At 68.5% G+C, this 13259-nt stretch carries 12 protein-coding genes; 8 read left to right on the top strand and 4 right to left on the bottom strand.

The genetic code is table 11. The annotated features are described in order from the left end of the window. Positions 1–200: 200 nt before the first annotated feature. From A9976_RS09245 to A9976_RS09260, 4 genes are all read left to right on the top strand, one after another. A complete protein-coding gene (locus tag A9976_RS09245) occupies positions 201–779 on the top strand; it encodes a TMEM165/GDT1 family protein (RefSeq protein WP_034397481.1) in 579 nt (192 codons plus the stop codon). Between the two features lie 106 nt (positions 780–885). Next, positions 886–2034 (top strand): homoserine O-acetyltransferase, encoded by a 1149-nt coding sequence (locus tag A9976_RS09250; protein ID WP_183018754.1) that lies wholly within the window; start codon positions 886–888, stop codon positions 2032–2034. Next, entirely contained in the window at positions 2031–2615 is a 585-nt protein-coding gene (metW, locus tag A9976_RS09255; RefSeq protein ID WP_012207840.1) for a methionine biosynthesis protein MetW, read from the top strand. Before A9976_RS09250 ends, metW begins: the two co-directional genes overlap by 4 nt. Positions 2616–2685: 70 nt before the next feature. Next, positions 2686–3849 (top strand): glycerophosphodiester phosphodiesterase, encoded by a 1164-nt coding sequence (locus A9976_RS09260; protein ID WP_183018755.1) that lies wholly within the window; start codon positions 2686–2688, stop codon positions 3847–3849. On the opposite strand, the gene A9976_RS09265 is transcribed toward A9976_RS09260, so the two are convergent. Together A9976_RS09265 and A9976_RS09270 are read right to left on the bottom strand one after the other, a co-directional pair. Next, positions 3833–4474, bottom strand: a complete 642-nt coding sequence (locus A9976_RS09265; RefSeq protein ID WP_183018756.1) for an NAD(P)H-dependent oxidoreductase — start codon at positions 4472–4474, stop codon at positions 3833–3835. The genes A9976_RS09260 and A9976_RS09265 overlap by 17 nt on opposite strands. 38 nt (positions 4475–4512) lie before the next feature. Continuing rightward, entirely contained in the window at positions 4513–4902 is a 390-nt protein-coding gene (locus tag A9976_RS09270; protein ID WP_183018757.1) for a MerR family transcriptional regulator, read from the bottom strand. Positions 4903–5024: 122 nt separating this feature from the next. Between A9976_RS09270 and A9976_RS09275 the strand changes: the two genes are divergently transcribed. Continuing rightward, positions 5025–6533, top strand: coding sequence for a M20 family metallopeptidase (locus A9976_RS09275; RefSeq protein ID WP_183018758.1), 1509 nt, complete (start codon positions 5025–5027; stop codon positions 6531–6533). Next, complete coding sequence (locus A9976_RS09280; RefSeq protein ID WP_183018759.1) at positions 6533–7411, top strand: alpha/beta hydrolase; 879 nt, start codon at positions 6533–6535, stop codon at positions 7409–7411. Before A9976_RS09275 ends, A9976_RS09280 begins: the two co-directional genes overlap by 1 nt. On the opposite strand, the gene A9976_RS09285 is transcribed toward A9976_RS09280, so the two are convergent. Next, positions 7398–8150: a 16S rRNA (uracil(1498)-N(3))-methyltransferase gene (locus A9976_RS09285; RefSeq protein ID WP_183018760.1), complete on the bottom strand. Its 753-nt coding sequence runs from the start codon at positions 8148–8150 to the stop codon at positions 7398–7400. The genes A9976_RS09280 and A9976_RS09285 overlap by 14 nt on opposite strands. A 13-nt stretch (positions 8151–8163) precedes the next feature. Beyond that, complete coding sequence (locus A9976_RS09290; RefSeq protein WP_183018761.1) at positions 8164–9261, bottom strand: aminoglycoside phosphotransferase family protein; 1098 nt, start codon at positions 9259–9261, stop codon at positions 8164–8166. Between the two features lie 92 nt (positions 9262–9353). Between A9976_RS09290 and A9976_RS09295 the strand changes: the two genes are divergently transcribed. Both A9976_RS09295 and A9976_RS09300 read left to right on the top strand, forming a co-directional pair. Then, on the top strand, positions 9354–11789 hold the full coding sequence (locus A9976_RS09295; RefSeq protein ID WP_183018762.1) for an LPS-assembly protein LptD: 2436 nt from the start codon (positions 9354–9356) through the stop codon (positions 11787–11789). 41 nt (positions 11790–11830) lie between these two features. After that, entirely contained in the window at positions 11831–13258 is a 1428-nt protein-coding gene (locus tag A9976_RS09300; protein WP_183018763.1) for a peptidylprolyl isomerase, read from the top strand. Position 13259: the final 1 nt, after the last annotated feature.

The following is a 13259-nucleotide window of genomic DNA, read 5'->3' on the forward strand; positions in this document are numbered from 1 at the left end:
TCTTTGGGGAGTAGATCGTTCGGCTCAGCAGCCGGATGCATGCGTCAACAAACTTGGGCCTTCGCTGGCCTATGGCGCATGCGGCGCGCAGTGCAATGCTGCGTGTGACCGGTCGAGACCATTGACCGCGCACCGATCCAAAGGCCGGAGTCGGAGCGTGGTCAATGCGTGCTCTATCCGGCCGGATAAATCCCCACACCATGGAAGCCTTCCTGATTTCAACCTCCGTCGTCGCCCTTGCCGAGATGGGGGACAAGACCCAGCTGCTGTCGCTGGTGCTCGCCGCGCGTTTTCGCAAACCCTGGCCCATCGTTGCGGGCATTTTCGTGGCCACGCTGGTCAACCATGCGCTGGCCGGTGCCGTGGGTGCCTGGATCACCAGCTACCTGGGCGAGAACGCCATGCGCTGGATCCTGGGCCTGTCCTTCATCGCCATGGCGATCTGGATGCTGATCCCCGACAAGCTCGACGAGGACGAGGTCTCCGGGCATTCGCGCTGGGGCGTCTTCGGCACCACGCTGGTGGCCTTCTTCCTGGCCGAGATGGGCGACAAGACGCAGATCGCCACCGTGATGCTGGCGGCCAAGTACAACGCCTACCTGTGGGTGGTGGCCGGCACGACGCTGGGGATGATGCTGGCCAACGCGCCTGTGGTGTGGCTGGGCGACAAGCTGGTCAAGCGCGTGCCCATACGCCTGGTGCATGTGGTCTCGGCCGTGATCTTCCTGGTGTTGGGCGTGCTGGCCCTGTTCCTTCCGGGGACGGGCGTTTTGGCATAATGAGCCTTCATGCGCCGATTTGCTTCTGCTTGCGGGCGCTTTATAAATCCTGCTAAAGACGACACCAGAGAACCCGGCCTCGTTTTTAGCGATGCCGGGTTTTTTCATGTCCTTCATCGCCACACCACAAACCATGCACTTCGACGAGCCCCTGCCGCTGCAGGGCGGCGGCTCGATCCGGGACTACGACCTCGCCTACGAGACCTACGGGCAGCTCAATGCCGACCGCAGCAACGCGGTGCTGGTCTGCCATGCGCTCAATGCCTCCCACCATGTGGCAGGCGTCTACGAGGGCCAGGCCAAGAGCGAGGGCTGGTGGGACAACATGATCGGCCCGGGCAAGCCCGTGGATACGAACCGGTTCTTCGTGATCGGCGTGAACAACCTGGGCTCGTGCTTCGGCTCGACCGGCCCCATGCACGCGCATCCCGACACCGGCAAGATCTATGGCGCCGACTTCCCCGTGGTCACGGTGGAGGACTGGGTGGACGCCCAGGCCCGGCTGCTGGACCGGCTGGGCATTGACCAGCTGGCCGCCGTGCTGGGCGGCAGCCTGGGCGGCATGCAGGCGCTGTCGTGGTCGCTGCGCCACCCTGACCGCATGCGCCACGCCGTGGTCGTGGCCAGCGCGCCCAACCTCAATGCCGAGAACATCGCCTTCAACGAGGTGGCGCGCCGCGCCATCGTCACCGACCCGGATTTCCACGGCGGGCATTTCTACGAGCACGGCGTGGTGCCGGCGCGGGGCCTGCGCATCGCCCGCATGATCGGCCACATCACCTACCTCAGCGACGACGTGATGAACCAGAAGTTCGGCCGCCAGCTGAGGGAGGGGCTGGACCTGAAGTACAGCACGCAGGACGTGGAGTTCCAGATCGAGAGCTACCTGCGCTACCAGGGCGAGAAGTTCAGCAGCTACTTCGACGCCAACACCTACCTGCTGATCACGCGTGCGCTCGATTATTTCGACCCGGCGCGCGCGCATGGCGGCGACCTGACCCGGGCGCTGTCCGTGGCCAAGGCCGGCTTCCTGCTGGTGAGCTTCACCACCGACTGGCGCTTTGCCCCCGCGCGCAGCCGCGAGCTGGTCAAGTCGCTGCTGGAGAACAACCGCGACGTCAGCTACGCCGAGATCGACGCGCCCCACGGCCATGACGCCTTCCTGCTCGACGATCCCCGTTACATGAAGGTGATGCGCTCCTACTTTGACAACATCGCCCAGGAAACCACGACAGTCGCCAAGGAGGCCGCATGACCGAGCTGAACACCATGCAGGCGATTGCGCGCCTGATCCCCAAGGGCTCGCGCGTGCTCGACCTGGGCTGCGGCGATGGCGCCCTGCTGTCGCACCTGCAGCGCGAGCGCGGCTGCACCGGCTACGGCGTGGAGCTGGACGACGCCAACGTGCTGGCCTGCGTGCGCCGGGGCGTGAACGTGCTGCAGCTGAACCTGGAGGACGGCCTGGCCATCTTCCAGGACAACAGCTTCGACGTGGTGCTGCAGATCGATACGCTGCAGCATCTGCGCAATGCCGAGACCATGCTGCAGGAGACGGCGCGCATAGGCCGCGCGGGCATCGTCGCCTTCCCCAACTTCGCGCACTGGCCCAACCGCCTGTCCGTGCTGCGCGGGCGCATGCCGGTGACGCGGCGCCTGCCCTACCAGTGGTATGACACGCCCAATATCCGCGTGGGCACCTACAAGGACTTCGAGGTGCTTGCCACCCGCAACCGGCTGCGCATCCTGGACTCCTTCGGCCTGCAGGATGGCCGCAGCGTGCGCACCCTGCCCAATCTCATGGCGGGCACGGCCGTCTTCCATTTCGAGCACGCCTGAGCGGCGCGAGGCCATGTCCGTGTCATCGCCGGGGCGCACAATCGGCCGACCCCGGATTCAGGAGACCGACATGAACCGCTTCCCACGCCGCCGCGCGCTGGGCCTGGCCGGCGCGGCCGCCGGCCTGCTGCTGGCAGGCTGCGCCACGCCGCAGGCCGCCAATTCCCCATCGCAGGCCGCTGACTGGCCGCCGCGGCCCGCGCTGATCGCGCACCGCGGCGCGTCGGCGCTGCGCCCCGAGCACACGCTGGAGGCCTACCGCGAGGCCATACGCGCGGGCGCCGACTTCATCGAGCCCGACCTGGTCATCACGCGCGATGGCGTGCTGGTGGCGCGGCATGAGAACGCCATCGCCATCCTGGCGGCCGACGGCAGCCTCAAGGAGGCCACGACCAATGTGGCCGACCGCCCCGAATTCGCGACGCGCAAGACCACCAAAACCATCGACGGGCAGGCGATCACGGGCTGGTTCGTGGAGGATTTCACGCTGGCCGAGCTGAAGACGCTGCGCGCGCGTGAGCGCATTCCTGCGATCCGCCCGGCGAATGTGCAGTTCAATGACCGTTTCGAGGTGCCCACGCTGCAGGAGGTCATCGACCTGGCCCGATCCGAAAGCGCACGCACGAGCCGCACCATCGGCATCTATCCCGAGACCAAGCACCCGAGCTATTTCCAGTCCATCGGCCTGCCGCTGGAGCCCGTGCTGCTGAAGCTGCTTGCGGACAACGGCTGGAACCATGCGCAGGCGCCAGTCTTCGTGCAGTCCTTCGAGGTGGAAAACCTGCGCTGGATCCGTGCGCGCAGCAGCCTGCGCCTGGTGCAGTTGCTGGCGCCCAAGGGCAAGCCCTATGACAGCGTGGCACGCGGCACGGGGCCTGGCTATGCCGACATGATCACGCCCGCAGGCCTGGCCGAGATTGCGCGCTACGCCAACGGCATAGGGCCGAGCAAGAGCATGGTGATCCCCGTGGTGCAGGGCGCGAATGCCGCGCCCACTGCGCTGGTGGCCGATGCCCATCGCGCAGGGCTGCTGGTCCATCCCTGGACGCTGCGGCCCGAGAACGACTTCCTGCCCCTGAGCCTGAAATCGCCGCCCGCACAGGACGGCACCCGGCGCGGCAATGCACGGGCCGACATGGACGATTTCCTGCGCACCGGCATCGACGGCATCTTCACCGACGATCCGTCGGTGGGGCGCGCGGCCATCGATGACCTGCTCAAACCGAAGCCTTGAGACGGCGCGCCGCCGCGCGCCGGCCTGCTGCCTGCGCCTGCTCCAGCCACTGCTGGCGGCGTGCGGCATCGGCGCCGAGCACGGGCCCGAAACTGTGTATGCGTACCGGCCGGATGCCGCTGAACTCCAGGATGGCCCGGCGCATCTGGTGATGGCCCGGCATGTGCGCCACCCAGCGGTAGTACCAGGGCGGGGAGTCCATGCTCACCAGCAGATCGGCCGTGCGGCCGGCCAACAGCCGGTCCCACAGCATCGAGCCCTTGCGGTACTTGAAGGCGAAGCCCGGCAGAAAGATGCGGTCGATGAAGCCTTTGAGCAAGGCCGGCAGGCCGCCCCACCAGGTCGGATAGGCCCATGCCAGGTGGCTGGCCCAGAGGATGTCGGCCTGGGCCCGCTGCAGGTCAGGCTCCAGGGGCTGGTCCTGGCGGTAGCCGGCATGCAGCAGCGGGTCGAAGTCCAGCTCGCCCAGGCGCAGCAGGCGTACCTCGGCGCCGCTGTCGCGTGCGCCCTGGGCGTAGGCATCGGCAAGGCCGGCGCACAGGCTGCTGGCCGACGGGTGGCCGAGGATGATCAGGATGCGCTGGGGATGATGGGGGGGCGTGGTGCTTGGAGACATGGCACCCATGTTCGCCTTGCCCCAAGGGGCAGGGTCAAGTCCCTGGATCAAGCCAAGGCGGTTTCGCAGGCGCGTTCTCTGGCATCTGCCGGCTCCAGGCGGCATTCGAGCAGTTCACGCTCCAGTGCCGCCAACTGGGACTGCTGCGCCTGGAGGCGCCGGATGTCCGCCTGAACCTGGATGCTGCGCTCGCGCAGCAGCCGGGCCAGGGCTTCCCAGCTTGTGGCCTCATGGATGCGGTGCAGGCCGTGCAGCTCGTCCAGCCGAAAGCCCAGTCCCAGCGCCTGGCGTATGCGCTGCACAAGCACCAGGTCCTGCTCGCCATAGACACGGTAGCTGCCTGCCCGTGCCACGGCGCCGAGCAGGCCCCGTGATTCATAGAGCCGGACGGCCTTGGGCGAGCAGCCGGCGCGTCGGGCGAGTTCTCCGATATACATGGCGCGATCGTAGTCGTTGGCGACGGGGTGTCCGGGGTCCGTGCCGCCTTGGCGCACAATGACCGGATCGCGGCGCTGGCTTCGCTCGAACGGTGCGCCGACCCATGACACGAGGACCCGCCATGAACGCACGCACTCCTTCACAACTGCTGCAGCCCGCAGCCGCGCTGGACCAGATCGGCCGCTCCTGGGACGAGCGCATCGTCCCGGCGCTGACCGAGTACATCGCCATTCCCGCCAAATCGCCCATGTTCGCGCCCGACTGGGAGCAGCAAGGCCACCTGGAGACCGTGCTGCGCAATGCGGCCGACTGGGTGCTGGCGCAGAAGGTGGCTGGCCTGACGCTGGAGATCGTGCGCCAGCCGGGCCGCACGCCGGTGCTGTTCTTCGAAGTGGAAGGCACGCAGGACAAGGCGGCCTCCAGCCCCACGGTGCTGATGTACGGCCACCTGGACAAGCAGCCCGAGTTCGACGGCTGGCGCAGCGACCTGGGCCCGTGGACGCCCAAGTACGAGAACGGCAAGCTCTATGGCCGTGGCGGCGCCGACGACGGCTATGCGGTCTACGCCAGCATCGCGGCCGTGCAGGAGCTCAAGCGCCAGGGCGTGCCGCACCCGCGCATCCTGGGCCTGATCGAGACCTGCGAGGAAAGCGGCTCGCGCGACCTGCTGCCCTATGTCGATGCCCTGCGTCCGCGCCTGGGCGATGTGGGCCTGGTGATCTGCCTGGACAGCGGCGCCGGCAACTACGACCAGCTGTGGCTGACCACCAGCCTGCGCGGCATGGCCAGCGGCACGCTGAAGGTGGAAATCCTCACCGAGGGCGTGCATTCGGGCGATGCCTCGGGCGTCGTGCCGTCGTCCTTCCGCATCCTGCGCCAGGTGCTGGACCGGCTGGAGGACAGCAAGACCGGGCGCCTGCTGCCCGCCAGCTTCCATTGCGAGGTTCCGGCCGACCGCATGGCCCAGATGCGCGCCACGGCAGCCATCCTGGGCGAGGAAACCTATGCCCGCTTCCCCTGGGCGCACTACGACTGCGGCGGCTCCACGCTGTTCGCCCTGCCCACTACCACCGACCCGGTCCAGGCCCTGGTCAAGCGCACCTGGGAGCCCACGTTGAGCGTGACCGGCGCCGAGGGCCTGCCCGCCCTGCAGGACGCCGGCAACGTGCTGCGCCCGTATACCGCCTTCAAGCTCAGCCTGCGCCTGCCGCCCCTGGTCGATGCCGCCGCCTGCGTGCAGGAGATGAAGGTGCTGCTGGAGGACAACGCGCCCTACCAGGCCCGTGTGACCTGGCAGGGCCTGTCGGGCGCCAGCGGCTGGAATGCGCCGGCCATGGACGGCTGGTTCGAGGACGCGCTCAACGCGGCAAGCCAGGCGCATTTCGGCGCCTCCTGCGGCTACATCGGCCAGGGCGGCACGATTCCGCTGATGAACATGCTCAGCCAGGGCTTTCCCAAGGCCCAGATGATGGTCTGCGGCGTGCTCGGTCCCAAGAGCAATGCCCACGGTCCCAATGAGTTCCTGCACGTGCCCTATGCCAAGAAGCTCACGGCCGCCGTGGCCCAGGTGATCGCCGCCATGGCCTGCGCGCAGGCAGCTGCCGAGGCGGGCGCTGCGGGCGTGGCGTGATGGCAGTGCCGGCCCCCGTCCCGGGACCCGCCTCGCAAGGCCAGCTCACGCGCCTTGCGTCCGGCGACGGTGCCGAGCTGTCACTGCGCGACTGGCCCGTGGACGAGGGCCAGGCGCGCGCCACCGTGCTGCTGGTGCACGGCCTGGGCGAGCACATAGGCCGCTATGAGGCGCTGGCCCGGCGCCTCAATGCCTGGGGCTATGCGGTGCGCGGCTACGACCAATACGGCCATGGGCGCTCGGCAGGGCCGCGCGGCGGCTTGACGGCCGATGGCCGGCTGCTGGATGACCTTGCGGCCGTGGTCGATGCCACGCGTGCCCAGCAGCCCGCTGGCCAGCCGCTGGTGCTGCTGGGCCACAGCCTGGGCGGCCTGGTGGCTGCGCTGTTCGTGGCCCGGGCCATCCGGCCTGTCGATGCGCTGGTGCTGTCCTCGCCGGCCTTCGACGTGGGTCTGTCGCCCATCCAGAAGCTGCTCGTGGGCACGCTGCCGCGCCTGGTGCCCGACCTGCGCGTGTCCAACGGCCTGCAGATTCCCTATCTCTCGCATGACGCGGCGGTCTGTGATGCCTACCGTGCCGATCCGCTGTGCCATGACCGCATCAGCGCACGGCTGGCGCGCTTTCTGGCGCAGGGCGGGCCGCAGGTGCTGGCCCGTGCGGGCGGCTGGAGTGTACCCAGCCTGCTGCTGTGGGCGGGGGACGACAGGCTGGTGGCGCCGGCCGGCAGCCAGGCCTTTTCCGACCGCGCGCCGCCGGCCGTGGTGCAGGCGCAGTGCTTTGACGGCGCCTACCACGAGCTGTTCAACGAGCGCGATGACTTCGCCGCGCCCGTGTTCGCGCGGCTGCGCGACTGGCTGGGCCGCTTCAGCCCAGCGTGAGCGCCGCCAGCGCAGCCAGGGGCGCGGTTTCCGCGCGCAGCACGCGTGGCCCCAGCGTGACGGGCACAAAGCCCTGGGCGCGGGCCAGGGCCTCTTCGGCAGGCGACAGGCCGCCCTCGGGGCCGGAGAGAAAGACCACGGGTGCATCCTCGGCCGTGGCATCCAGGATCTCACCCAGCGGCCGCGTGCCCTCGCCCAGCGACAGCAGCAGGCGCAGCGTGCCGGGCGGCAGCTGTTTCGCACCGCCATCCAGCCAGTCCTCCAGGTCTGCAGGGGTGTGCAGCGGGGGAACGCGGTTGCGCGTGCACTGCTCGCAGGCCGATACGGCCACGGCCTGCCAGTGGGCGAGTTTTTTCTCGGCGCGCTCGCCCTTGAGCTTGAGCACGCTGCGCTCGGCCACCAGCGGGGTGATGCTGGCGGCGCCCAGCTCGGCCGCCTTCTCCACCAGCCAGTCCATGCGTTCGTTGGCCGTGATGCCTGCCAGCAGGTGCACGGGGCGCAGGGGCTCGCGTTCCACGGCGTGGTGCGCGCCTATGCGCACGGCCACGTCGCTGCGGCCCATGCGCAGGACCGTGGCCTCGAACTCGCCGCCGCTGAAGCCTTCGCCGGCGCGGCCTTCGAAGAGGGTGATGCCGTCGCCGGGCTGCAGGCGCAGCACCTGCACATGTCGTGCCGCGCCGGGCGGCAGGTCGATGTCGGCGCCGCTGCGCAGCGCAATGGGGCAGTGAAAGCGTGGCATGGCGTATCCGTTCTCAGACGCGCCCGTAGGCCCAGCCGACCTGGGGCTGGATGTTTTCGATCTGGTCCACCAGGCGCAGCAGCGGCGTCAGCTCGCGGTAGCGGCTGCAGGTGGAGCGGATGTAGTGGATGAAGCGCGGCGCGTCGGCCAGGTAGCGGGGCTTGCCGTCGCGCAGCGTCAGCCGCGCGAAGATGCCGGCCACCTTGAGGTGGCGCTGCAGGCCCATCCACTCCACGCCCCGGTAGAACTCGCCGAAATCGTCGCCCCAGCCGCTTTGGCTGCGCGCGCCGACCAATCCCGACTTGCGCGCCTTTTCCCAGTAACGCACGGTAATGTCGATGACAAAGTCCTCTTCCCAGCTGATGAAGGCATCGCGCAGCAGGCTGGCGATGTCATAGGTCACCGGACCATAGACCGCATCCTGGAAGTCCAGCACGCCCAGCGGACCGCTGGCGGCCACGGGCTGCATGAGATTGCGCGTCATGAAGTCGCGGTGCACGAAGACGCTGGGCGCGGCCAGGTTGTGGGCCACGATCTGGTCGAAGGCCTTAGCCAGCGTGGCCTGCTGCTTGTCGTCGAGCACGGTCTCGCGGTGGCGCGCGATGTACCAGTCGGGGAACAGCTGCAGTTCGCGGCGCAGCAGGGCGTCGTCATACGCGGGCAGCACGTCGGGGCGAGAGGCGGTTTGCCAGGCCAGCAGCACCTCCAGCGCCGAGCGGTACCAGGCTTCCGCGTCCTGGGGCTTTTCCGGGTCCAGCGCCTCGATGACGGTGTGGCCGCCCAGGTCGGACAGCAGCATGAAACCGTGCACCGCATCCCAGTCCAGGATCTGCGGCACGGCCAGCCCGGCCGAGGCCATCAGCGCCTGCACCTTGGCGAAGGGCGCGCAATCTTCCTTGTCCGGCGGGGCATCCATGACGATGAGGCTGGCGCCCGCGCTGGTGTCCAGGCGCAGATAGCGGCGAAAGCTGGCATCGGCCGAGGCAGGACGCAGGGTTTCGGGGCGCAGCGCGTGGCGGGCGGACAGCGGGGCCAGCCAGGCGTCGAAGGCGGCGTGGCGGGCGGGGTCGGCCCAGACAACGCCGGCCGTGGGGGTGTTTGGATGGCTCATGGATAATCGCGATTCTACAAACCGCCACCCCGGCGAATGCCCGGCGGTGATGCTAGGCTTGCGCCTTTGTCCACCCGCCGCTGTTGACCACCGTGTACCTCCGACCGCCGCTCCCCGATCCGCTGGCTGCCCGCGCGCCCGCGCGCCCCGCTGTACGCCCGCTGGCCTGGCTTGTGGCTCTCGCATGGGCCGGTGGCTCGACGATGGCCCAGGCCCAGCCCGCTGCAGCCGACGAAGGCATGCTGCAGCAAGTCCGCCCGCTGCGCCCCAGCACGCTGATGCAGGAAACCTATCCCGAGGCGGTGCGCTCCCAGCAGCCCGTCTATGTGCGCGGCGACGCGCTCAGCGGCCAGCCGGACATCAACTCGGTGGTCGAGGGCAATGCCGAACTGCGCCGTGGCGACACCATGATCCGCGCCGACCGGCTTGAATACCAGGTGCCCGACGACCGCGTCAATGCCTCGGGCGCGGTGCACATCAACCAGGCCGGCAACGTCTACGAGGGCACGCAGCTGGACCTGGAGGTCGATGCCTTCAAGGGCTTTTTCGACAACGCCGGCTATCGCTTCCTGGCCAATGGCGCCTACGGCAAATCCTCGCGCGTGGACTTCATCGACCGCGACCATGCCGTGGTCCACGATGCCACCTATACCACCTGCCAGCGCGACGACGAGGCCAGCTGGGAGCCGGCCTGGATGCTGCGCGCCCGGACCCTGCACATCGATATGGCCGAGGAAGTGGGCGTGGCCGAGGGTGCGGCCCTGCAGTTCAAGGGCGTGACCGTGCTGCCCGTGCCGCGCATGAGCTTTCCGCTGTCGGACAAGCGCAAGTCGGGCCTGCTGCCTCCCACCATGGGCCTGGACAAGCTCAGCGGCATCGAATACACGCAGCCCTACTACTGGAACCTTGCGCCCAACCGCGACATGACCCTGTATCCCTCGGTCATGAGCAAGCGTGGCGTCAACCTGGGCGCCCAGTTCCGCTATCTGGAGCCCACCTATTCGGGCGAGGCCTATGCGGCCTACATGCCCGGCGACCGCCAGCGTGACCGGGACCGCTGGGCCTACTCGCTGCAGCACCGGGGCGTCATTGATTCGCCCATCGGTGGCCTGGGCCTGAACATGAACCTCAACCGCGTCAGCGACGACAACTACTGGCGCGACTTCCCGCTGGCGGCCAAAACGCTGCGCGAGCGCCTGCTGCCCAACGATGTGAACCTGTCCTGGGCGCGTGGCGACAACGTGCTGACCCTGCGCACCCTGTACTGGCAGACCATGCAGGATGTGACGGCGCCCATTGCCCCGCCCTACGGCATGAAGCCGCAACTGCAATGGCGCTACACGCCGCTGGACCTGCCGCACGGCCTGGACTTCAGCTTCGTGGCCGACACCACGCGCTTCGAGATCGACAAGCCGCTGGCCGGCATGACCTACAACAATGGCCAGCGCAGCTACATGCTGGCCCAGGTGAGCCGCCCCTTCCTGTCGCCAGGCGCCTTCATCACGCCCAAGATCCAGTTGCACACCAGCAACTACCAGGTGGACAGCCTGATGAGCAACGGCAGCCGCAATGCCTCGCGCACGCTGCCCACGGTCAGCGTGGACAGCGGCCTGGTGTTCGAGCGCGACACCACGCTGTTCGGTCGCCAGCTGCTGCAGACCTTCGAGCCGCGCGCCTTCTACACCTACACGCCCTACCGCGACCAGAGCTTTCTGCCGCTGTACGACACGGCGCGCAACGACTTCAACTTCGCAAGCATCTACTCCGAGAACGACTACAACGGCCAGGACCGCATTGCCGACAACCACCTGCTGACCCTGGGCGCGACCACGCGCCTGATCGACGGGGCCACGGGTGCGGAAAAGGCGCGCTTCGGCATTGCGCAGCGCGTGCGCTTCTCCGACCAGAAGGTCATCCTGCCCGGCGAGGTGCCTGCAACCAGCCGACTGTCCGACGTGCTGCTGGGCGCGGCCATCAACTGGACCGATGCCTGGTCCACCGAAGGCACGACCCAGTACAACCGCGACCTCAACCGCTCGGTGCGCACGACGTTCGGCGCGCGCTACAGCCCCAGCTCGTATCGCACGGTGAACGTGGCCTACCGTACCCAGTACGACACCGTGGCGCGTACCGACGCCAGCAAGCTGGTCGATGTGGGTTGGCAATGGCCCATCAACGACCTGTGGGGCGACAAGGGGCGCGACCTGGGCGCCGGCCGTGGCCAGGGCGGCGGGCGCTGGTACACGGTGGGCCGGCTGAACTACAGTCTGAAGGACCGCAAGCTCGTCGATACCGTGGTCGGGCTGGAGTACGACGGCTGCTGCTGGATTGGCCGCGTGGTGCTGGAGCGCCTGCAAAGCTCCATCACCCAGTCCAACACCCGGCTGCTGTTCCAGATCGAGTTCGTCGGCTTCTCGCGGCTGAGCCTGGGTGCAGACCCGCAGCGCAGCCTCAAGCAGAATGTGCCGCGCTACCAGTACCTGCGCGAGTCCGTGACGCCTCCCAGCCGCTTCACCAATTACGATTAGAGCCAAGGCTCCAAACACGCTTTTTGCAAGGCATCTCTCCCATGCGTTTTCTTTCCCAGACCCATTGCTGCGCAGCTGCCGCTGTGGCGCTGGCCTTGCTGGCCACCACAGCCCAGGCGCAAGGCCTGCGTGTTCCGGGCCAGTCCAGGGCGCCCCAGGCCGGCGATGCCTCCGTCTCGCGTGCGCTGGACGCCACCAACCTGCCCTCGTCGCGCGATCGCGGCGCCAAGGCCGGCGTGCGCTCGGCCGACTACATCGTTGCCGTGGTCAACTCCGAGCCGGTGACCAACAACGAGGTGCGTGCCCGCATGGCGCGCGTGGCGCAGAACATCGCCGAGCAGGGCGGCCAGATGCCGCCCGAGGCGCTGCTGGCCCGCGAGGTGCTGGAGCGCCTGATCGTCGAAAAGGCCCAGCTGCAGGAAGCCAAGGACACGGGCCTGCGCGTGGATGACTACGCCGTGGACCAGGCGCTGACCAATGTGGCACGGCAAAACGGCCTGGACAAGGCCGGCCTGCAGTCCCGCCTGCGGGCCGAAGGCGTGAACGAAAAGCAGTTCCGCGAAGAGCTGCGCCGCCAGATCACGCTGCAACGCCTGCGCGAGCGCGACGTGGACGGCCGCGTGCGCGTCACCGAAGCCGACATCGACCGCTACCTGGCTGAGCAGCGCAACGGCGGTGCCGACAAGGCACCGGCCGCCGTGAACCTGGGCCACATCCTGATTTCCGTGCCCGAGAACGCCAGCCCTGCCGAAGTGGCCGAGCGCGAGGCCCGCGCCAAGCAGGCCGCCGAGGCCGCCCGCACGCAAGGCGACTTCCTGGCCGTGGTCAAGGAGTTCTCCGATGTGCCCGACGGCCAGGGTGGCGGCGCCATGGGCATGCGCCCGCTGGACCGCTATCCCGAGCTGTTCACCAAGGCCGTGGGCCAGACGCCGCAGGGCGGCATCATCGGTCCCTTCCGCTCGGGCGCGGGCTTTCACGTGCTCAAGGTGCTGGAGAAGTCGCAGGCCGGCATGCCGTCCGTGGTCACGCAAAACCATGCGCGCCACATCCTGCTGCGCATTGGCGACCAGATGACCGAGGCCGATGCCGCCAAGCGCCTGGCCGACTACAAGCGCCGCGTGGACAGCGGCCAGGCCAGCTTCGAATCGCTGGCCCGCGAGTTCTCGCAGGACGGCAGCGCGCGCAACGGCGGCGACCTGGGCTGGGCCTCGCCCGGCCAGTTCGTGCCCGAGTTCGAGCAGGTGCTCGATGCGCTGCAGCCCGGCCAGGTCAGCGACCCGCTGGTCTCGCGCTTCGGTGTGCACCTGATCCAGCTCATCGAGCGCCGCCAGGCTGCGCTGACGCCGCGCGAGCAGCGCGACATGGTGCGCAACGTGGTGCGCGAGCGCAAGCTCGAAACCGACTACCAGACCTGGCTTCAGGAGCTGCGTGGCCGCGCCTACGTCGAGTACCGCGAGCCTCCGCAATAAG

The organism is Delftia sp. UME58 (assembly GCF_014170385.1).
GTDB lineage: Bacteria > Pseudomonadota > Gammaproteobacteria > Burkholderiales > Burkholderiaceae_C > Comamonas > Comamonas acidovorans.